This window comes from Segeticoccus rhizosphaerae, from assembly GCF_005222685.1.
Taxonomy (GTDB): Bacteria; Actinomycetota; Actinomycetes; order Actinomycetales; family Dermatophilaceae; genus Segeticoccus; species Segeticoccus rhizosphaerae.
This window is the reverse complement of record NZ_SWMA01000038.1, coordinates 1-20983: the sequence shown is the minus strand read 5'-3', so window position 1 is coordinate 20983 and position 20983 is coordinate 1. Positions and strand designations below refer to the sequence as shown.

At 70.7% G+C, this 20983-nt stretch carries 20 protein-coding genes; 18 read left to right on the top strand and 2 right to left on the bottom strand.

Annotated features, from left to right (window positions below; all coding sequences use genetic code 11):
- Nucleotides 1-39 precede the first annotated feature (39 nt).
- The 8 genes from FCN22_RS18285 to FCN22_RS18250 all read left to right on the top strand — a co-directional run bounded on the left by FCN22_RS18285 (nt 40) and on the right by FCN22_RS18250 (nt 10175).
- Nucleotides 40-2091, top strand: coding sequence for an MFS transporter (locus tag FCN22_RS18285; RefSeq protein ID WP_238384830.1), 2052 nt, complete (start codon nt 40-42; stop codon nt 2089-2091).
- Nucleotides 2088-2660, top strand: coding sequence for a TetR/AcrR family transcriptional regulator (locus FCN22_RS18280; RefSeq protein ID WP_137123001.1), 573 nt, complete (start codon nt 2088-2090; stop codon nt 2658-2660). Before FCN22_RS18285 ends, FCN22_RS18280 begins: the two co-directional genes overlap by 4 nt.
- Nucleotides 2661-2717: 57 nt before the next feature.
- A complete protein-coding gene (gene dop, locus FCN22_RS18275; protein WP_274381633.1) occupies nt 2718-4238 on the top strand; it encodes a depupylase/deamidase Dop in 1521 nt (506 codons plus the stop codon).
- Between the two features lie 121 nt (nt 4239-4359).
- On the top strand, nt 4360-4563 hold the full coding sequence (locus FCN22_RS18270; RefSeq protein ID WP_137123000.1) for a ubiquitin-like protein Pup: 204 nt from the start codon (nt 4360-4362) through the stop codon (nt 4561-4563).
- Complete coding sequence (gene prcB, locus FCN22_RS18265) at nt 4560-5375, top strand: proteasome subunit beta (RefSeq protein WP_238384829.1); 816 nt, start codon at nt 4560-4562, stop codon at nt 5373-5375. The genes FCN22_RS18270 and prcB overlap by 4 nt, the downstream gene beginning before the upstream one ends.
- Nucleotides 5372-6175: a proteasome subunit alpha gene (gene prcA, locus FCN22_RS18260; protein ID WP_137122999.1), complete on the top strand. Its 804-nt coding sequence runs from the start codon at nt 5372-5374 to the stop codon at nt 6173-6175. The genes prcB and prcA overlap by 4 nt, the downstream gene beginning before the upstream one ends.
- 119 nt (nt 6176-6294) lie before the next feature.
- Nucleotides 6295-8298 carry an ABC transporter ATP-binding protein gene (locus FCN22_RS18255; RefSeq protein WP_137122998.1) on the top strand — a complete coding sequence of 668 codons (2004 nt, stop codon included), beginning with the start codon at nt 6295-6297 and terminating at the stop codon, nt 8296-8298.
- Nucleotides 8295-10175, top strand: a complete 1881-nt coding sequence (locus FCN22_RS18250; RefSeq protein WP_137122997.1) for an ABC transporter ATP-binding protein — start codon at nt 8295-8297, stop codon at nt 10173-10175. Before FCN22_RS18255 ends, FCN22_RS18250 begins: the two co-directional genes overlap by 4 nt.
- A 27-nt stretch (nt 10176-10202) precedes the next feature.
- Here FCN22_RS18250 and FCN22_RS18245 read toward each other — a convergent pair whose 3' ends face one another.
- Nucleotides 10203-11222 (bottom strand): NAD-dependent epimerase/dehydratase family protein, encoded by a 1020-nt coding sequence (locus tag FCN22_RS18245; protein ID WP_137122996.1) that lies wholly within the window; start codon nt 11220-11222, stop codon nt 10203-10205.
- 82 nt (nt 11223-11304) lie between these two features.
- On the opposite strand from FCN22_RS18245, the gene pafA reads away from it, so the two are divergent.
- From pafA to FCN22_RS18230, 3 genes are all read left to right on the top strand, one after another.
- Entirely contained in the window at nt 11305-12666 is a 1362-nt protein-coding gene (gene pafA / locus FCN22_RS18240; RefSeq protein WP_137122995.1) for a Pup--protein ligase, read from the top strand.
- An 88-nt stretch (nt 12667-12754) separates the two neighbouring features.
- Complete coding sequence (locus FCN22_RS18235) at nt 12755-13765, top strand: FKBP-type peptidyl-prolyl cis-trans isomerase (protein WP_137122994.1); 1011 nt, start codon at nt 12755-12757, stop codon at nt 13763-13765.
- Nucleotides 13766-13794: 29 nt separating this feature from the next.
- Entirely contained in the window at nt 13795-14181 is a 387-nt protein-coding gene (locus FCN22_RS18230) for an FKBP-type peptidyl-prolyl cis-trans isomerase (protein WP_137122993.1), read from the top strand.
- A 10-nt stretch (nt 14182-14191) separates the two neighbouring features.
- On the opposite strand, the gene FCN22_RS18225 is transcribed toward FCN22_RS18230, so the two are convergent.
- On the bottom strand, nt 14192-15289 hold the full coding sequence (locus FCN22_RS18225; RefSeq protein WP_137122992.1) for a DUF3866 family protein: 1098 nt from the start codon (nt 15287-15289) through the stop codon (nt 14192-14194).
- Nucleotides 15290-15417: 128 nt separating this feature from the next.
- Here FCN22_RS18225 and FCN22_RS18220 point away from each other — a divergent pair, with 128 nt between their 5' ends.
- The 7 genes from FCN22_RS18220 to FCN22_RS18190 all read left to right on the top strand — a co-directional run.
- Nucleotides 15418-16422: a helix-turn-helix transcriptional regulator gene (locus FCN22_RS18220; RefSeq protein WP_137122991.1), complete on the top strand. Its 1005-nt coding sequence runs from the start codon at nt 15418-15420 to the stop codon at nt 16420-16422.
- A gap of 67 nt (nt 16423-16489) precedes the next feature.
- Nucleotides 16490-17497, top strand: coding sequence for a helix-turn-helix transcriptional regulator (locus FCN22_RS18215; protein ID WP_137122990.1), 1008 nt, complete (start codon nt 16490-16492; stop codon nt 17495-17497).
- A 10-nt stretch (nt 17498-17507) separates the two neighbouring features.
- Entirely contained in the window at nt 17508-17825 is a 318-nt protein-coding gene (locus tag FCN22_RS18210; protein ID WP_137122989.1) for a hypothetical protein, read from the top strand.
- Between the two features lie 87 nt (nt 17826-17912).
- Nucleotides 17913-18269, top strand: a complete 357-nt coding sequence (tatA, locus tag FCN22_RS18205; RefSeq protein WP_238384828.1) for a Sec-independent protein translocase subunit TatA — start codon at nt 17913-17915, stop codon at nt 18267-18269.
- 34 nt (nt 18270-18303) lie between these two features.
- A complete protein-coding gene (tatC, locus tag FCN22_RS18200) occupies nt 18304-19113 on the top strand; it encodes a twin-arginine translocase subunit TatC (protein ID WP_238384827.1) in 810 nt (269 codons plus the stop codon).
- A gap of 9 nt (nt 19114-19122) precedes the next feature.
- Nucleotides 19123-20019 carry a diacylglycerol kinase gene (locus FCN22_RS18195; protein WP_137122988.1) on the top strand — a complete coding sequence of 299 codons (897 nt, stop codon included), beginning with the start codon at nt 19123-19125 and terminating at the stop codon, nt 20017-20019.
- 14 nt (nt 20020-20033) lie between these two features.
- Nucleotides 20034-20983: DEAD/DEAH box helicase (locus FCN22_RS18190; protein ID WP_137122987.1), on the top strand; the 950-nt coding region annotated here is incomplete at its 3' end.

The window sequence follows — 20983 nt, the reverse complement described above, 5'->3', positions numbered from 1 at the left end:
GTTCACCCCCGTCGCCTGCCGAACCCCGAGAAGGACCTGTTGAGCGCCGCTGTCGACCTGCCCACCCGCCCCGAGCACCGCGGGAAGCGCACCCGCAGGCCCACGCCGTGGATCATCGCCGTCCTGTGCACCTGCGGCACCGTGGTCTCGCTCCAGCAGACGCTGGTCGTCCCGCTCCTGCCGGACTTCCCGACGATCCTGCACACGTCGCCGGAGAACGCCTCCTGGCTGGTCACGATCACACTGCTGAGCAGCGCCGTGGGCACGCCCATCGTGGCCCGGCTCGCCGACATGTTCGGCAAGCGCCTGATGATGATCGTCTGCCTCGTCGCGGTGGTGGCCGGCTCCGTCGTCGCCGCGCTGTCAAGTGGGCTGCTGCCGGTCGTGCTCGGCCGCGGGCTGCAGGGACTGGGCGCCGCGCTGATCCCGGTCGGCATCAGCATCATGCGCGACGAGCTGCCACACGATCGGATCGGCTCCGCGGTCGCGCTGATGAGCGCGACGCTCGGCATCGGCGGCGCGATCGGCATGCCGCTGGCCGGGGTGATCACCGAGCACCTGTCCTGGCACTGGCTCTTCTGGCTGTCCGCAGGGTTCGGCGCCGTGATGCTGACCGCCGTGATCCTGGTGATCCCCGAGTCCGACGTCCGCACCAGGGGACGGTTCGACTACGGGGGAGCGGTGCTGCTGTCCATCGCGCTCACCGCTCTCCTGCTGGCCATCACCAAGGCGGGCGAGTGGGGCTGGACCAGTGAGCGGACCCTCGGCCTGTTCGTGCTGACCGGAGTCGTGCTGGCCGCGTGGATGCCGCTCGAGCTGCGCACCGGCCAACCTCTCGTGGACCTGCGCACGTCGGCCCGACGGCCGGTGCTGCTGACCAACATCGCCTCGGTGCTGATCGGTTTCGCGATGTTCGGGAACATGCTCTCCACGACACAGCAGCTGCAGATGCCCGAAGCCACGGGCTACGGCTTCGGGATGAGCGTGGTGGCCGCCGGCCTGGCCATGTTGCCGGGTGGCCTCGCGATGGTCGCCTTCGCCCCCGTCTCGGCCATGATCACCCGCCGCTGGGGTGCCCGCAGCACGCTGATCACCGGCGCGCTGGTCATCGCCGCCGGCTACGTCGGCCGGGTGTTCCTCACCGATGCGATCTGGCAGATCATCCTGGGCGCCACCATCGTCTCCGTCGGCACGGCCATCGCCTACGCGGCCATGCCGACGCTGATCATGCGGTCGGTGCCGATCACCGAGACCGCATCGGCCAACGGGCTCAACACCTTGCTGCGGGCGATCGGCACCTCCACCTCCAGTGCCACGGTGGCGGCCCTGCTCGCGGCCTCGACGGTGACGATCGGCGGCATCGCCCTGCCCAGGCTCGACGCCTTCCAGCACATCTACTGGTTCGCCGCGCTGGCCGCCCTCGCCTCGGCCGCCGTGTCCGTCGCCATCCCGGCCCGGTTGCCGAGCACCGCCGCGGTCCCGCGGGCCGGTGCCGCCCCCGCGCAGCCCGCCGCGCCCGAAGCGGCCCGGGACGAGCTCAAGCCGGCCGGGCGCACCCACGAGGTGGTCGTCCGCGGCGTGATCACCGGAGCCGACGACCGTCCGGTCCGGGGTGGTGTGGTGACGATCCTCACCCTCTCGGGCGAGCACGTCGACTGGAGCCGGGCCGACCATGACGGTTCGTTCTCGGTGGTGCTGCCCGGTTCCGACCGCTACGTGGTCATCTGCTCCGCGGACGGCTGGCGGCCCGAGTCGGAGGTCATGGAGCTCGCCGAGGTGCCGGGCGAACGGCGTCTGCGGCTCTCCGGCCCGCTGACGCTGTCGGGCACGGTCACCGCCGACGGATCGTGGGCCGAGGCCGTGCTGGTCCTCGTGACCCGGCCCTCCGGTGAGTCCGTCGGCTCGGCGCGCACCGACCAGGAGGGCCGGTTCCAGATGACGCTGCCCCCGGCGGGCCGCTACGTGGTGACGTGCGTCGACGCCTCCGTGCCGCGGGCGGTGTCCCGTGCCGTGCTCGTCGGCTCCGCCTCCCAGGAGCTCGACCTGGAGATCGGCGCCGAGGCCGAGCCAGTGCCGGCGTCTGCGCCATGACCGCCGACAGCTCACGCGACAACGTCGTGCGGGCGGCCCGCCGGCTGTTCGGCGAGCGGGGCTACCGGTCGGTGACCATCCGCGAGGTCGCCGCCGAGGTCGGGCTGTCCCCGGCGATGGTGATGAAGCTGGTCGGCAGCAAGGAGCAGCTGTATGCCGATGCGGAGCCGATGTCGCCGGAGCCCTATGACCTGCGCGTGCCACGGTCGCGGATGGGCTACGAGCTGGTCCGGCGGATCCTCGACCGGCGCGAGCAGGACATGGCCGAGCCCTGGGCGCGGGCGGCCTACCTGACCCACGGCTCGCCCGATCCGGAGTCGTCGCGGGCGAGCTTCCACGCGTCATACCTGTCCATGCTGCGCGAGGTGCTCGGTGACGACCCGGACGGCCTGCGGCGCAGCGAGCTGGTCGCGGCAATGCTGATCGGACTGGCCACGGCCGTGCGCACCCTGCGGCTACTGCCCCCCGACCGGGTCGACGTGGACGAGCTGGTCGAGGAGTACGGCGCACGGGTGCAGTCGCTGATCGACGAGGGTGCGGTCACCGGTGCAGACGACCCGGCCCGCTGACCACCCCAGGCAGGGTGTGGACCCGCAGCGCTGACGGGCGCTCACTAGGCTGCTGGTATGACGGTGCGGCGCGTGATGGGGATCGAGACGGAGTACGGCATCTCGGTGCCCGGCGACCCGACGGCCAACCCGATGCTGCTGTCCGGGCAGGTGGTCAACGCCTACGCCACCCAGCAGGGCATGCGGGCGGCACAGGCCAGCTGGGACTACGAGAACGAGGCGCCGCTGCGCGACGCGCGGGGCTTCGAGATGGGCCGGCAGATGGCCGAGGCGAGCCAGCTGACCGACGAGGAGGACCCCACCCTCGCCAACGTGGTGCTCACCAACGGCGCCCGCCTGTATGTCGACCACGCCCACCCCGAGTACAGCTCGCCGGAGGTGACCTCACCCCGGGCCGCGGTGACCTGGGACCGGGCCGGCGAGCTGGTCATGCGCGACGCGGTCCGGCTGCTGTCGCGCACCGGTCAGCCCGGCGTGAACCTCTACAAGAACAACACCGACGGCAAGGGCGCGTCCTACGGCACCCACGAGAACTACCTGATGCCCCGCGAGACGCCGTTCACCGACATCGTGCGGCACCTCATCCCCTTCTTCGTCGTCCGGCAGGCGATGTGCGGGTCGGGGAGGGTGGGCATCGGGACCGAGTCGACCACGGCCGGCTACCAGATCGCCCAGCGGTCGGACTTCTTCGAGGTCGAGGTCGGGCTCGAGACCACGTTGAAACGGCCGATCATCAACACCCGCGACGAACCGCACGCCGTGGCCGACCGCTACCGGCGGCTGCACGTCATCCTCGGCGACGCCAACCAGTGCGACGTGGCAAACCTGTTGAAGCTGGGCACGACCAGCCTGGTGCTCGCGATGATCGAGGACCGGGCGCTGCGCGTCGACCTCGCGCTCGACCACCCGGTCGCGGCACTGCGCGCCGTCTCGCACGACCCCACCCTGCAGACCCTCGTCGCGCTCAAGGACGGTCGTCGACTCACCCCCGTCCAGCTGCTGTGGGCCTACTTCGAGCAGGTCGACCGCTACCTGCAGGAGCGTTCTCCCGGCGAGGTGGACCCGGACACGGCCGAGGTGATGTCGCGGTGGTCCTCGGTGCTCACCCGTCTCGAGCGCGACCCGATGGAGTGTGTTCGCGAGCTCGACTGGGTGGCCAAGCTCTCGCTCCTGCAGAGCTACCGCGACCGGGACGGCCTGGAGTGGTCCGACTCCCGGCTGCGGGCGATCGATATCCAGTGGTCCGACGTGCGCCCCGACAAGGGGTTGTTCAACCGGATGGAGCAGCGCGGGCGGATCGAGCGGCTGATCGACGACGTCGCGGTGAAGGCCGCGATGACCGAGCCGCCGGAGGACACGCGGGCCTACTTCCGTGGCCGCTGCCTGGAGAAGTTCCCGCGCGAGGTGGCGGCCGCCTCGTGGGACTCGGTCATCTTCGATGTGCCCGGGCACCCGTCGCTGCAACGTGTGCCGATGCTCGAGCCGCTGCGCGGCACCCGGGACGGCGTGGGCGCCCTGCTGGACCAGAGCGACAGCGCGGCGGCGCTGCTCGAGGGGCTCGCGTCCGCGTCCGGCTGAGGGCGAGCCGACGCGTTCAGGTGGTGGAGCCCCCGAGACACCGCGGGTGCGGCCCGTTAGGGTCGGAGTAAGGGTCCTGCGAACGGCAGCGGGACCGCGGCCCAGACGGAGGATGAGACGGATGCCAGGTCAGGAGCACAGCCGACCGCAGCGTCGCGAGGACGAGCCGGACGAGGTCCCCGGGCCCACGCCGGCGCCCGAGGCCGCAGCGGACAAGGAGGCCCTCGACGAGGACATCGACAGCGTCCTCGACGAGATCGACGACGTGCTCGAGTCGAATGCCGAGGAGTTCGTGCGGGGCTTCGTCCAGAAGGGTGGCCAGTGAACGACGGAAGGCTGCCCGCGGCATACCTGTCCACCGGCTCCTCGTCGTTCACCGAGTTCCTGAAGGACCACGCGCCGCACCTGATGCCGGCGGGCCGGAGCCTGCCCTCGGGCGGGACCGTTGAGGCCCCCCACGGCACCACCATCGTCTCGCTGGCCCACGGCTCCGGCGTCATCATGGCCGGCGACCGCCGGGCCACGATGGGCAGCTTGATCGCCAACCGCGACATGGAGAAGGTCTTTGCGGCTGACGACTACTCCGCGGTCGGCATCGCCGGCACTGCTGGGGTCGCCATCGAGCTGGTCAAGCTGTTCCAGGTGGAGCTCGAGCACTACGAGAAGCTCGAGGGCACGCTGCTCTCGCTCGAGGGCAAGGCCAACCGGCTCGCGACGATGATCCGGGGCAACCTCGGCCTCGCGATGCAGGGCCTGACGGTCGTGCCGATGTTCGCCGGCTTCGACCTCGACCGGGACGAGGGCCGGATCTTCTCCTACGACGTCACCGGAGGCTGCTACGAGGAGCACCACCACCACAGCATCGGCTCGGGTTCGCTGTTCGCCCGCGGCTCGTTGAAGAAGCTGTGGAAGCCGGACCTGACCCTGGACGAAGGGGTGCGCGTCGCCATCGAGGCCCTCTACGACGCGGCCGACGACGACTCGGCCACCGGTGGGCCAGACCTGGGCCGGCGGATCTGGCCGACGCTGGCGGTCATCGACCAGGCCGGCACCCGGTTCCTGGATGACGAGCGGCTCGAGGCGGTCGTCGAGCAGATCGTCGCCGACCGACGAGGCAACCCCGGAGGTGCGCGATGACGATGCCGTTCTACGTCTCGCCCGAGCAGGTCATGAAGGACCGGGCAGACTACGCGCGCAAGGGAATTGCCCGAGGCCGCTCGGTCGTGGCCCTGGGCTACGAACACGGCATCGCGTTCGTCGCCGAGAACCCGACGCGGGCCCTGCACAAGGTCTCGGAGATCTACGACCGCATCGCGTTCGCCGCCGTGGGCAAGTACAACGAGTACGAGAACCTGCGGGTCGCCGGCGTGCGCTACGCGGACCTGCGCGGCTACTCCTACGATCGCACCGATGTCACCGCGCGTGGTCTGGCCAACGCCTACGCCCAGACCCTCGGTGCGGTCTTCACCCAGGAGCAGAAGCCCTACGAGGTCGAGATCGTGGTGGCCCAGGTGGGCAGCGCCACCGACCAGGACCAGATCTACCGGCTGACGTATGACGGGTCGGTCGCCTACGAGGAGGGGTTCGTGGCCATGGGCGGTGCCGGCGAGCAGATCACCTCGGGGCTGCAGGAGCGTTGGAGGGCCGGGATGCCGCTGGCCGACTCGCTGGCTCTGGCAGTGGAGCTGCTCGGTCAGGATCCGTCCGGCGGTGAGTCGCGGCAGCTCGGGGCCGGGCAGCTCGAGGTGGCCGTACTCGACCGCCGGCGCCCGCGCCGGAGCTTCCGCCGGCTCGGGGGACCGCTGCTCGACTCGCTGCTCAACCGCGAGGACCCGACGATGGACATCCCGGGCCACGACGAGGTCCGACCCGGCCTGCACGAGACCTTGAGCACCAACCCGCAGACCCAGGGGCAGGACCGCGACCCGGCGGAGTAATTCGGTCGCGCGACGTCAGTACGGGACGGCATAATGAGGTAGCCTCAGCACCGCATCCCGGGGGACAGCCGCCAGTCGCCGGGCCACTCACGTCGTCAGAGAGCAGGGCCGCACCACTGATGTCGCTCGAACCGGAACACCGCCCCGACCAGACCGGTTCGACTCATCCACCAGAAGCACCCCCGGGCGCCGTGCGGTCCGGCAGGTCGACGGCGGCGTTGCGGCCCGCGCCCCCACTCGCCCCGCGACCGCAGCGGCCCAGCCGCTACAGCTCGCTGCTGCGGTTGCACGGCTACCTGCGGCCCTACCTGTCGCGCTGGATCGTCATGGTCGTCGTCGCGGTCCTCGGCATCGGGACGACCATCGTGGTGCCTCTCGTGACCAAGGCCGTCATCGACGGGCCGATCGCGCAACGCGACGAGCGGGGGCTGTTCACCCTCGGTGCGTTCGCCCTGGCCCTCGGCGCCCTCGAGGCCATCCTGATGTTCATCCGGCGGTGGGTCGTCGCCCGCGCCACGCTGGGCGTCGAGGCCGAGATCCGCAAGGACCTCTACGCGCACATGCAGCGGCTGCCGATGGGCTTCCACGGCCGGTGGCAGTCCGGCCAGCTGCTGTCCCGGGTCATGAACGACCTCTCGACAGTGCGCCGGTTCCTCGGTTTCGGGCTGCTGTTCATGATCCTCAACATGTTGCAGGTCCTGGTCGTCACCGCGATCCTGCTGAAGATGTACTGGCCGCTCGGCCTGGTCGTGCTGGTCTCCATCGTGCCGATCGTGATGCTGGTGCTGAACAACGAGCGGAAGTACACCAAGATCTCCCGGCGGGTCCAGGACCAGACCGGTGACGTGGCGACCCTGGTCGAGGAGGGCGCCCACGGGGTGCGGGTGATCAAGGCGTTCGGCCGCGCCGAGCACGTCTTCGAGCGGTTCGACGACCGGGCCGTCACGCTCTACGACACCTCGATGGAGAAGGTGCGCCTGCAGGCCCGCTTCTGGACCCTGCTCGAGATCATTCCCACGCTCACGCTGATCGTGGTGCTCGGCTTCGGCGCGATCGCCGCCGGGCAGGACAAGCTGACCATGGGAACCCTGGTCGCCTTCATCACGCTGATGCTCTCGCTGGTGTGGCCGATCGCCTCCCTCGGCTTCCTGCTGTCGATGACGCAGGAGGCGATGACCGCGGCCGACCGGATCACCGAGGTCTTCGACACCGTGCCGAGCATCCCGGACGGTGACCAGGAGCTGGTCGAGCCCCGCGGCCACCTGCGGTTCGAATCGGTGAGCTTCCGCTTCTCCGACGCCGACGAGGACCTGTTGCACGACCTCGACCTCGACATCGCGCCGGGGGAGACGGTGGCGCTGGTCGGGGCGACCGGTGCCGGCAAGACCGCGTTCACCGCGCTGGTGCCCCGGCTCCAGGACGTGACCGGCGGCCGGATCACCATCGACGGCGTCGACATCCGCGACCTCACCCTCGGCGACCTGCGCCAGATCGTGGCGACCGCCTTCGAGGACGCGACGCTGTTCTCGATGTCGGTCCGCGAGAACCTCACGCTCGGCCGGCCGGAGGCCACCGAGGAGGAGATGAACGAGGCGCTCGACGTGGCGCAGGCGCACTTCGTCCGGGATCTGCCGTGGGGCCTGGAGACCCGCATCGGCGAGCAGGGGATGAGCCTGTCCGGCGGGCAGCGGCAGCGGCTCGCGCTCGCCCGCGCCGTGCTGACCCACCCCAGGATCCTGGTCCTGGACGACACCCTGTCTGCCCTGGACGTGCACACCGAGGCGCTGGTCGAGGAAGCCCTGCGACGGGTCCTCGTCGACGTGACCGGCATCGTCGTCGCCCACCGGGCCTCCACCGTGCTGCTGGCCGACAAGGTGGCGCTGCTGCAGGACGGCCGGATCACTGCGGTGGGCACCCACCAGGAACTGTTGGAGACCGTGCCGGCCTACCGCTACCTGCTGGCGGCCGACGACGACGTCGACCCGGACCGGGAGCGCGGGATGGACGACGAGGAGCCCTGGCGCGACGCCCGCGGCGAGACCGAGGCGGAGCGGACGGCATACGCCGACCATTGCGACGCGGACGAACGGGTGGAGCCAGAGTATGAGGAGTCGCGGCGATGACCCCGCAGGCCCAGGGGCAGGCCCCCGCGCCCCAGCGCGAACAGGACGCACGACCGGAGACCGAGGCCGACTGGCGCGGCGTCGCCGCTGAGCACCAGGACGACATCCCCGACGCGGTCGGCCTGCGGCTGAAGGAACGCAGCCGCCGCCTGCTCGGAGACCTGCTGCGGCCCTACAAGTCCACGGTGCTGCTGCTCGTGCTGGTGGTGCTGATCGAGAACGCCACCCGGCTGTCCGTGCCGATCCTGGTCCAGCGCGGGATCGACCACGGGGTTCCGCCGCTGCTCGCCGGCGGCAGCGCGCGGGCGCTGGTGGAAGTCCTCGTCGTCCTGGTCGTGGTCGTGGTGATCCAGGCCGTGAGCCGGGTCTTCTTCCTGGCGCTGTCGGGCAAGATCGGCCAGAAGATCCTGCTGGAGCTGCGCCGCCGCCTCTTCCGGCACTTCCAGCGGCTCGACGTCGCCTTCCACGACCGCTACACCTCCGGTCGGGTGGTCAGCAGGCTCACCAACGACATCGACGCGATCCAGGAGCTGCTGAGCAACGGCTTCGACGGGCTGGTCACGGCGCTGCTGACCATGATCGGCACGGCCTTCCTGCTGGTCTACCTGGACGTCAAGCTCGGCCTCGTCTGCCTGATCGGCTTCCCGATCCTGTTGCTGGTCGTCCGGTGGTTCCGCGACGCCTCGGCCAAGGCCTACCGCGCCGTGCGAGAGAACGCGGCCCTGGTGATCGTGCACTTCGTGGAGACGATGACCGGGATCCGCGCCGTCCAGTCCTATCGCCGCGAGCGCCGCAACCAGGACATCTTCGAGGACGTGACCGAGCGCTACCAGTTCGCCAACGAGAAGTCGTTCAAGCTGGTGGCGGTCTTCATGCCGACCATCAAGTTCGTCGGCAACGTCACGATGGGGGTCGTGATCATCTACGGCGGGTGGCGGGTCTACCACGGCGCCATGACCATCGGGGTGCTCACCGCGTTCCTGCTCTACCTGCGGATGTTCTTCGAGCCGATGCAGGAGATCTCGCAGTTCTACAACACCTTCCAGTCGGCCTCGGCGGCCCTCGAGAAGCTCTCGGGCGTGCTCGAGGAGGAGCCGAGCGTCGGTGACCCCGCACGGCCGCGGGAGCTGCAGGAGAGTCACGGCGCGGTCGTCTTCGACGGCGTCGAGTTCTCCTACACCCCGGAGAAGCAGGTGCTGCCGCACCTCGACCTCACCGTCCCGGCCGGGCAGACGATCGCCCTGGTCGGCACGACCGGTGCGGGCAAGACCACCATCGCCAAGCTGATCGCGCGGTTCTACGACCCGGGCGCCGGAAGCATCCGGCTGGACGGCGTGGACCTGCGGGACCTGCGCGACCAGGACCTGCGCCGGCACGTGGTCATGGTGACGCAGGAGAACTTCATGTTCGACGGCACGGTGGCGGACAACATCCGCTTCGGCAAGCCGGAGGCCACCGATGCGGAGGTCGAGGCGGCGGCTCGCGCCGTGGGCGCACACGAGTTCGTCTCGGTCCTTCCCGACGGCTATGCGACGGACGTGGGCAAGCGGGGCGGCCGGTTCTCGGCCGGCCAGCGCCAACTGATCACCTTTGCCCGCGCGTTCCTGGCGGACCCCGCCGTCCTCATCCTCGACGAGGCCACCTCCAGCCTCGACGTGCCGAGCGAGCGGCTCGTGCAGCAGGCGCTGCGTACGGTGTTGGCCGACCGCACCGCGCTGATCATCGCCCATCGCCTCTCCACCGTGGCGGTGGCCGACCGGGTGCTCGTGCTCGAGCACGGGCGGATCGTCGAGGACGGCACCCCGGCGGACCTGATCGGCACCGAGGGTGGACGCTACGCGGCCTTGCACGAGGCCTGGGTGGACTCGCTGGGCTGACGACGACGGCGTGAGGGTCGAGCGGCGTCAGGTGTGGCGGGCGGCGGCGAGCAGCTCGCGCTCCTCGTCGTCCGTGAGCCCCGCAGACCGGGTGCGGTCGTCCGGTTGTTCGCGCGCCCAGGCCAGGCCGTCGGCCAGCGTCTCGGCCAGGGGCCGTGGCGTCAGACCGGCCCGCAGGGCCGCGCCGATGTCGCGGGCCGAGAACCCGGCATACTCGGGCAACGGCAACCAGAGCGGCAGCGAGCGCGGGCCGGCCCACGGCTCCACCCGATGCTCGGCGAGCCAGTCCTGGCCGACCCGCAAGAGCGGCCCGGTGTGCCCCGCGACCCGCCGGGCGGTGGCCAGGTGGTCGGGCAGCGAGGTCACGTGGCCGCTGACGTTGTAGGCACCGGCCACCCGGCCCTCGGCACAGTGCACCAACCACGTGGCGAGATCGCGCACGTCGATCACCTGGGTGCTGAGGGCGGGGGAGTCGGGCACCAGGACGGCTCCGCCGGAGCCGTCCCCGTGTCCCGGGTCGGCTGGGGCGGCGAACCGCGACGGCCAGTAGGTCGTGCGGTCGGTGTGGTCGCCGGGGCCACCGATCAGCCCGGCCCGGGCCAGGGTGCAGCGTCGCTCGCCCACCGCTTCACGAAGGAGCGCCTCGCAGGCGACCTTCGCCTCGCCATACGTCTCCCGGTCAGCGGTGTCCGAGTCGAGGGCGGGCAGCAGTGCAGCGGACTCGTCTGCGCCGGGGGTGTCGTGGTCGGCGTAGACCGAGCAGGAGGAGACGTAGACCCAGTGCCCGACGCGTCCCGCGAGCGCGGTGGTGGCCGACCGCACGAAGCCGGGCTGCCAGGTCACATCGACGACCGCGTCCCAGTCCTGCCCACGGACCCGGTCGTAGGCGTCCGGTCGTGAGCGGTCGGCGCGCACCAGGGTGGCTCCGGCCGGGACGCTGCCGGATTCCCCGCGGGCCAGAGCGGTCACGTCGTGGCCGCGGTCGAGAGCGGTGTGGGCGATCTGGCCGCCCAGCCAGGCGGTGCCACCGAGGATCAGGATGCGCATGGCCACCACCCAAGCACGCGCACCCCGGCGGGTCGCGCAACTTCGCTGAGCGCAGAGCGGAGGCCGTGTCTAGAGTGAGGACATGGAGCGGCGGATCTTCGGGATCGAGAACGAGTACGGCGTCACGTGCACGTTCGAGGGCCAGCGCCGACTGACCCCCGACGAGGTGGCGCGTTACCTCTTCCGCAAGGTCGTCTCGTGGGGCCGCTCCAGCAACGTCTTCCTGGCCAACGGCGCCCGGCTCTACCTCGACGTCGGGAGCCACCCGGAATACGCCACTCCCGAGTGCGACGACGTGCGTCAGGTCGTCGTGCACGACAAGGCGGGGGAGCGGGTGGTCGAGGGGCTGGTGGACGACGCCCAGGCCAGGATCTCCGAGGAGGGCGTGGCCGGCCAGATCTACGTCTTCAAGAACAACACCGACTCGGCCGGCAACTCCTACGGCTGCCACGAGAACTACCTCGTCGGCCGGCAGGGCGAGTTCGCGAGGATCTCCGACATCCTCATCCCGTTCCTCGTCAGCCGCCAACTCACTTGTGGCGCAGGCAAGATCGTCACCGTCGGACGGGCCCCGACCTACTCGCTGAGCCAGCGCGCCGATCACATCTGGGAGGGCGTGTCCAGCGCGACCACCCGGTCACGTCCGATCATCAACACCCGGGACGAGCCGCACGCCGACGCCGAGAAGTATCGCCGCCTGCACGTGATCGTCGGCGACTCCAACATGAGCGAGACCACGACCATGCTGAAGGTGGGGTCGGCCGACCTCGTGCTGCGGATGATCGAGGCCGGCGTGATCATGCGCGACCTGACGCTGGAGAACCCGATCCGGGCGATCCGCGACATCAGCCACGACATGAGCGGCCGGCACAAGGTCCGGCTGGCCAACGGACGCGAGCTGTCCGCGCTGGACATCCAGAGCGAGTACTACGAGAAGGCGGCGGCCTTCGCCGATCGCGAGGGGCTCGACGACCCCACGCACAAGAGCGTTCTCGACCTGTGGCAGCGCACCCTGTCCGCAGTCGCGTCCGACGACCTGTCCAGCGTGGACACCGAGATCGACTGGGTGATGAAGTACCAGCTGCTGAGCCGGTATGCCGACAAGCACCACCTCGCGCTGGACGACCCCCGGATGCTGCAGATCGACCTGACCTATCACGACATCAACCGTGAACGTGGCCTGTTCTACCTGTGGCAGCGGCGGGGCAAGACCGCCCGCGTGTGCACCGACCTGGAGATCTTCGAGGCCAAGTCGGTGCCCCCGCAGACCACGCGGGCCAAGCTGCGCGGAGACTTCATCCGGGCCGCCCAGGAGCACCGTCGCGACTTCACCGTCGACTGGGTGCACCTCAAGCTCAACGACCAGGCCCAGCGCACGGTCCTGTGCAAGGACCCGTTCGCCGCGGTCGACGCCCGGGTGGCCCGGCTGATCGAGAGCATGTAGCAACCTCACGGCTCCCCTTTGGGGAACTCACAGGCTCTGCGGTTATCGTGAACGACGGCAACCTCCCCCCGATCAAAGGTCTTCTCGCGTGCGTCTGAACCGAAACCGCCTGCTCGCCGCAGGCGTCCTTCCGCTGCTGCTCGTCGCCGGGTGCGGCTCGGGTGACTCGGGCGGCAGTGCCTCGCCCTCGGCCTCAAGCACGCCCGGTGGGTCGGCCTCGGCCCCTTCGGGGGGCGCGACGCAGGCCTCCGACAGCCCGCTCACCGACCTCGTCGTGAAGAGCAAGGGCAAGAACGGCCCGCAGGTCAGCCTGAAGCACAAGCCCTTCTCCGTGTCCCAGACCGAGACCAAGGTGGTGTCCCCAGGTGACGGCGAGAAGGTGACCAAGGCGCAGACCCTGACCGTCGACTACCTGGTCGTCAACGGCTCCAACGGCAAGCAGCTGGAGAGCAACTACGGCAAGTCCGCGGCCACGCTGGACCTCGCGGCCAAGGGTCTTTTCCCCGGTCTGGTCAAGGGGCTGCCGGGGCAGAAGGTCGGCTCCAAGGTCGTCGTGGCGATCCCGCCGGCCGACGCCTTCGGGAGCAACGGCAACTCCCAGCTCGGCATCGGCCCCAACGACACGTTGCTGTTCTACGTGGACATCCAGAAGGCCACCACCCCGCTGAAGTCGGCCCAGGGCACGGCGGTCAAGCCGAAGCCGGGCCTGCCCAAGGTCAAGGTCACGGCGGACAAGCCGGCCTCGTTCACCATCCCCAAGCACGCCGCTCCCAAGAAGCTCGTGGTCCAGCCCCTGATCAAGGGCAAGGGCGCCGAGGTCAAGCCTGGCCAGCAGGTCACCGTGAACTACACCGGGGTCCTCTGGCGCAACGGCAAGGTCTTCGACAGCAGCATCGGCCGAGAGCCGTTCACCTTCCAGGTGGGCGCTCAGCCCCGACAGGTCATCGCCGGCTGGGACAAGGCCGTGCAGGGCCAGCCGGTCGGCAGCCGGCTGCTGGTGGTCGTGCCGCCGGACGAGGGCTACGGCAAGAAGGGACAGGGTCCGATCAAGGGCACCGACACCATGGTGTTCGTGGTCGACCTGCTGGCCGCGAGCTGACGACGCCGTACCACCGAAAGGGATTCCCCATGGGCTTCGACCCGCAGACCACCAAGCCGGAGATCGACTTTCCCGGTGACCAGCCACCCACCGAGCTGGTCATCGAGGACGTCAAGGAGGGCGACGGCCGCGAGGCCGCGGCGGGCGACACCGTCAGCGCGCACTACGTCGGGGTCGCCCACTCCTCCGGCGAGGAGTTCGACGCCTCCTGGAACCGCGGCGAACCCCTCGACTTCCGGCTCGGTGTCGGTCAGGTCATCCGCGGTTGGGACGAGGGCATCGTCGGCATGAAGGTCGGCGGCCGCCGCAAGCTGACCATCCCGGCGGCGCTCGGCTACGGCGACCGCGGTGCGGGAGCAGCCATCAAGCCGGGCGAGTCGCTCATCTTCGTCGTCGACCTCGTCGACGTCCGCTGACCGGCACCCACTAGCTCCCGAGCAGTCTCGCGGCGTGGCGGCCGGCCGCGGCCGCCGCGACGAAGGACGCCCGGTCCTGGTGGAGTCCGCGCCCCATGGTCGACAGGGGCACGGGGCTGGCCGAGAGGGCCGCGTCCAGCCCCGTCAGGTCGATCTCGTATGCCGTGAGCCGCCCAGCGCTGTCGCGCACCAGCTCGTCGGCGCCGGTCCGCACGAGGTCCCCCACCTCGCCACCCAGCATCGGCACCGGCACATCGGCCGCCACCAGGGCGACCCTGCCGTAGGCCGTCCGGCTGTGGTGCGACAGCCCGCGGTGCCGCTCGCGCGCGTCGGCCTGGGAGACCCGCAGCGACGCCACCGCCCGCCCGCCGAGGGTCACGGCGGCGTTGACCGCATCACCGGCCAAGACCCCCGAGAACCCCCACCGGGTGCCGGTGCCGAGGTTGCCCGGACCCTGCGAGACCACCGCGACGTCGGCGTGCAGGACGTGCCGGGCGGCGAGCAGACCGGTGTGCACGGACACGGCCTCGAGGTCGCCGCCGAAGGCCTGGCCGACCGTCACGCACGCCGCCAGCCACCCGGCCGCGCGCAGACCGTGCACGGTGCGGGAGAAGGCCGCGGGGAGGGCGCCGCCGTCGGTCATGACGTAGACGACCCGGGCGTCGGGGCGGTCGGCGCGCAGCCCGGCGATGATCGCGGGCAGGGCCGAGTGCAGGTCGGCCACCACGACGGGCATCCCGTCGATGGAGTCCGCGTCGCGCAACACCTCGTGGTGCGGGCTGTCCTGCTCGTCGACACCGAGGACCATCGCCTGCTCCGGCATGTAGCGGGCCTTCACCAGGTGACCCGGCCGCTCGGGAGGATCTGCCGGCAGCCGGTCCGGCACGGCCACGACCAGTGCCATCCCGCCGGTGCCGAGGCCACGCTCCAGAGCCGTGACGTTGAGCAGCACCCGGTCGCCGGGCTGCGGCCACCCGACCAGGTCGGGATAGGCCACCGCGCACACCGTCTGTTCGGTCGGCTCATCGGCGACGCGCACGTCATACTCCGCGGCACCTGACCACCTGGTGCGCTCGCGCACCACCACGCCGCTGCGCCACCGGATCACGTCGTGCACACTAGCCGCATGAACCACCCCACGAAGAGCACCCCACGAAGTCCTCGCTCGTGCCTCGCTCGGTACTTCGCGGGGACCCCGCTATCCGCTCCGCTTCGATACTTCGCGGGGACCCGGGCATGACGCCACCCTCTGCGTCGTCCGTGTCGTCGGCGTCCGCCAAGACCGAGCGACTGCTCAACCTCGTCATCTGCCTGCTCTACACCCGCCAGCCGCTGTCCAAGGCCCGGATCCGGGACGCGGTGCCGCAGTACGGTCAGACGGCGTCGACCGAGGCGTTCGACCGCATGTTCGAGCGAGACAAGGACGAGCTGCGTGACCTGGGGATCCCGCTCAAGACCGAGCCGCTCGACGCCTTCTTCGATGACGAGCCGGGCTATCGGATCGACCGGCGCGAGTACGCGCTGCAGGAGATCTCCTTCGCGCCCGACGAGCTCGCCGTCCTCGGCCTGGCCAGCCGTGCGTGGCAGCAGGCCAGTCTCGGCGGCCCCGCGGCGCAGGCCCTGCGCAAGCTCTCGGCCGCTGATGTGGAGCGCGACGACGCCTCCATCGTCGGCATCGAACCGCGGGTCCGCACGGCCGAGCCGGCATTCGAGGCGGTCCGTCACGCGGTACTGGGCCGGACGCCGATCCGGTTCGACTACCGCACCGCGGGGTCGGGGGAGCGCACCACCCGGCACCTGCAGCCGTGGGGGATGGCCTCGTGGCACGGCCGTTGGTACGTCACCGGATTCGACACCGACCGCGATGCCCCCCGCGTCTTCCGGTTGGGCCGGATCGAGGGACCGGTGACGGTCGACGGCACCTCCGAGTCGTATGACGTGCCGCCGGACCACGAGCCGCGGACGATGATCGACACCATGTCGGTGGAGCGCGAGGTCCAGCCCGCGGTGCTGCGGGTGCGCGTCGGCGCGGGCAACACCCTGCGCCGCCGGGCGGACGACATCCGCGAGGCGGAGGAAGGCTGGTCACGGGTCGAGGTGGGATTCACCGACGCCGAATCGTTCGCCGACGAGATCGCCGGGTTCGGCCCGGACGTCCTAGTGGAGGAGCCGACGGAACTGGTCGACGCGGTGGTGCGACGATTCACCGGCGTCGTCTCGGCCCAGGGGGGAGCCGCGTGAGCAGGAGCGGCGACGACCGTGTGAGGACGCGGGCGGAGCGAGGCCCGGAGCACCGAGGAGCGCGACCATGAGCACGCACGAGTCCGCGACCAGCCGCCTGTCCCGGCTGCTGACGATGGTGCCGTGGCTGCTGCACCGCCAGGGCATCGACATCGAGCAGGCGGCGTCGGAGCTGGGTGTGTCGCGCGAGCAGATCGAGGCCGACCTGCAGCTGCTGTTCGTGTGCGGCACCCCGGGGCACATGCCCGACGACCTCATCGAGGCCGACTGGGAGAGCGGCCGGGTCTACCTCGGCAACGCCGACCTGATCGCCCGGCCACTGCGGCTCGGGGTCGACGAGGCGCTCGCGCTGATCGTCGGACTGCGCACGCTGGCGTCGGTCCCCGGCATCGGTGACCGCGCGGCCATCGACCGCGCGCTCGCCAAGCTGGAGGAGGCGACCGGCGCCGCGGCAGCGGCCAGCTCCCGGGTCCAGGTCACCCTCGACGAGGGGAGCGAGACCGAGACGCTCCAGCAGCTGCAACGCGCCCTTGCGGCGCACCGCCGGGTGCACCTGCGCTACCTCGTCGCGGCCCGGGACGAGGCGACCGAGCGCGACGTCGACCCCATGCGCGTGCTCAACATCGACGCCACCTGGTATCTCGAGGCGTGGTGCCACCGGGCCGAGGACGTCCGGCTGTTCCGGCTGGACCGCATCGAGTCGCTCGAGGTGCTCGACCAGGACGGGACCCCGCCTGAGCAGGCTCGCCCCCGTGACCTCGACGCGGGCGTCTTCACCCCTTCGCCCACCGACCAGCAGGTGCGCATTGCGCTGCGGCCGGAGGCGGCGTGGGTGAGCGACTACTACCCGGTGGACTCGGTCGAGCGGGCCGACGACGGCAGCCAGACCATCTCCCTGCGCACGGCGGACACCGCCTGGTTGCGACGGCTGCTGTGGCGTCTCGGCGGCGGGGCCACGGTGCTGGAACCGCAGGAGCTCGCCGCGCAGGTGTCCGCGGGCGCCGAGCAGGCGCTGCGGCTGTATGACGTCCGCGGCGCCACCGCGCCGGAACCGCGTCACACCGCCGGAAGCTAGGCTCGTCGCCGTGTGGTGGTGGATCCTCTTCTGGGCCGTGCTGCTCCTGTGCTCGCTCGCCTACCTGGGCTGGCGGGTGTGGCGCGTGTGGCAGCAGCTCAAGGCCTTCGGTCGAGAGCTTGCGGTCGCCGAGGAGCGCCTCGACGAGGTCGAGGGCACCCTGGAGCAGCTCGGGGCGAGGGGCCTGACGACGACCGACGACCTGGCCGTGTTCAGCAGCCCCCTCGACGCGGCAACCGTGGCCATGGCCACGAGGGCGCACTCCCGGGCCGCGAGGAGCCGTCGGCGAGCAGCTGCCGCACCCGGGTGGGCCAAGCACGTAGACTAGGGGCGACAGCGGCGCCATCGTGCCGACCACCGACTCGACCAGTCTCTCGACTGACCACGACCATCCACGGAAGGTAGGGAATTCGCCATGGGCATGTTCCGTAACCTGTTTGACAGCCCCGTGCACCTCCTGATCCTCCTGCTCGTGATCGTCATCGTGTTCGGGTGGAAGAAGCTGCCGGACGCCGCGCGCAGCGTCGGCCGCTCGATGCGCATCTTCAAGGCGGAGGTCGAGGAGATGAAGGGTGAGGACAAGGGGCGACGCAGCGCCGCCAGCTCCGACACCGTGAACGGAGACGTCGTCGACGACGAGCAGCGGGCGCCGCGCCAGGAGCCGACCCACCCTGCCCCGTCGTCCGCGCCGCCCCAGCCCGATCCGAACGCGCCCGACGACAGCACCCCTCCGGCCTCAGGCTCCTCCAGCCAGCAACGCCCGAGCGCCTGAGCTGCAGCACGGCCCCGACACCCTTTCCTGATACGTGACCCTGCTGCGTCGTCGGCGCAACCCTGAAGGGCGGATGTCCCTCGCGGACCATCTCCGTGAGCTGCGGCGACGCGTCGTGTGGTCCGTGCTCGGGCTGCTGGCCGGCGCCGTCGTCGGGTGGTTCGTCTACACGCGCCTGCTCGACGTGCTGACCGCGCCCATCGTGCACATCCAGAAGGCGCGCGGGGACAGGTCGATCGGGCTGAACTTCAGCGGCCTGACCCAGGCGTTCTCGGTGCAGCTGAAGGTCGCGATCTTCGTCGGGATCATCCTGTCCTGCCCCGTCTGGCTCTACCAGATCTGGGCCTTCATCGTGCCGGGCCTGACCAAACGGGAGCGGCGCACCTCGATGGCGTTCATCGCCGCCGCCGTGCCCCTCTTCGTTGCGGGCTGCCTGCTCGCTCTGTGGACCATGCCGCGGGTCGTCGAGGTGCTCTACGGCTTCACGCCGTCGGGCAGCTTCAACTTCACCAACGCCTCCGACTACCTGACCTTCGTCACCCGGTTCATCCTGGCCTTCGGGCTCGCCTTCCTGCTGCCGGTGCTGCTGGTGGCGCTCAACGTCGCACACGTCCTGCCGGCCCGGGTGATGATCAAGGGTTGGCGCATCGCCGTCATGCTCATCTTCGTGTTCGCCGCGCTGATGACGCCCACGCCGGATGCGTGGACGATGCTGGTGCTCGCGCTGCCCATGGTCGGCCTGTTCTACCTGGCCGTCGGGGTGTCGGCCCTGCTCGACCGCAAGCGGAGCAAGAACGACCCCGACTGGCGCGACGTGCCCGACGACGAAGCGTCCCCCCTGTAGCGCCGGTCGATGACGACACGGATCGGTCTGCTGGTCAACCCCACGGCCGGCAAGGGACGTGGTGCCCGTGCCGGTGCCCAGATCGCGGCCCGGCTGGCGCAGACCGGGCACGAGATCGTCCAGGTCACCGACGAGACGGCGCAGGCCGCGCACGACCGCGGGGTCGCCGCCGTGGCCTCGGGCCTGGACGTGCTCGTCGTGGTCGGCGGTGACGGCATGGTGCACCTCGGCGCCGACCTGTGTGCCGGGAGCGAGACGGCCCTCGCGATCGTGGGCGCCGGGTCGGGCAACGACGTCGCCCGGTGCCTGGGGCTGCCCGTGCACGACCCGGAGGCCTCCGCCACGATGATCGAGGCAGGCCACTGGCGCTCCGTCGACCTGGGCCGGCACCTCGACGCCGACGGGGACGCGCACTGGTTCGCCGGTGTGCTCTGCGCCGGGTTCGACGCCATCGTCAACGAGCGTGCCAACGGTTGGGTCTGGCCCCAGGGGCGGATGCGCTACAACCTGGCCATCGCCCGCGAGCTCCCCGTCTTCCGGCCGATTCCCTACACGGTCCACATCGACGGCACCCGCATCGACACGGAGGCGATGCTGGTCGCGGTCGCCAACGGCACGTCATACGGCGGAGGCATGCGGGTGTGCCCCGACGCGCGGCTGGACGACGGACTGCTCGACGTCTTCATCGTGCGCAAGATGTCGGTGCCCACCCTGGTGCGGTTGTTTCCGCGGGTCTACCGGGGCACCCACGTCGACCACCCCGCGGTGCAGATCATCCAGGGACGGCACGTCACGCTCGAGGCGGACGGGATCACCAGCTATGCCGACGGTGAGCGGTTCGCGCCGTTGCCGCTCAGCGTCGAGGTCGCGCCCGGCGCGCTGCGTGTGGTCGTGCCGCCCGGCTGACGTAGCCTGACGGCATGTCCACACCCGCGGAACGGTACGCCGCCGCCGAGCGTGGCAGGGCCGAAGACCCCACCGTCGTCAGCGACTTCACCGGGGGGCTGGCGTTCAGCCTGGACCAGTTCCAGCGTCGGGGGATCGAGGCGGTCGCCGACGGCTCGGGGGTGCTCGTCGCTGCGCCGACCGGCTCCGGGAAGACGGTCGTGGGCGAGTTCGCCGTGCACCTCGCGCTGCGGACGGGGCGAAAGGCGTTCTACACCACACCGATCAAGGCGCTGTCCAACCAGAAGTATGCCGACCTGGTGCGCGTGCACGGCGCCTACCGCGTCGGCCTGCTCACCGGCGACTCCTCGATCAACGGCGAGGCCCCCGTGGTCGTCATGACCACCGAGGTGCTCCGCAACATGATGTATGCCGGGTCGCCCACCCTGCGTGGGCTCGGCTTCGTCGTGATGGACGAGGTGCACTACCTGGCCGACCGCTTTCGCGGCGCGGTCTGGGAGGAGGTGATCATCCACCTCCCGCAGGACGTGCAGGTGATCTCGCTGTCGGCGACCGTGAGCAACGCGGAGGAGTTCGGGGCCTGGCTCGGGGAGGTGCGCGGTGAGACGACGGTGATCGTCGAGGAGCACCGGCCGGTCCCCTTGTGGCAGCACATGATGGTGGGGCAGCGGCTCTTCGACCTGTTCGTCGACGAGACCTCCGCTCCGACCGCGGAGGCGGACCTGGCCCGGCTGAACCCAGACCTGCTCGCCCACATCCGCTCGTTCGAGCGGACCACCGACCGGCGCGGACGACTGGAGGACGCCGGTGGCCCGCGTGGCCGGCGGGGGCAGCCGCGGCGCGGTCGCGGTGGTCCGCACGGTGGGCGGGGCAACGGGCACGGCGACCCCGGCGTCGGAGCCGAGCAGCAGGATGTTGACCCGTGGCGTGTTGGCCCACGGGGCCTGCTCGTTGTGCACGTCCG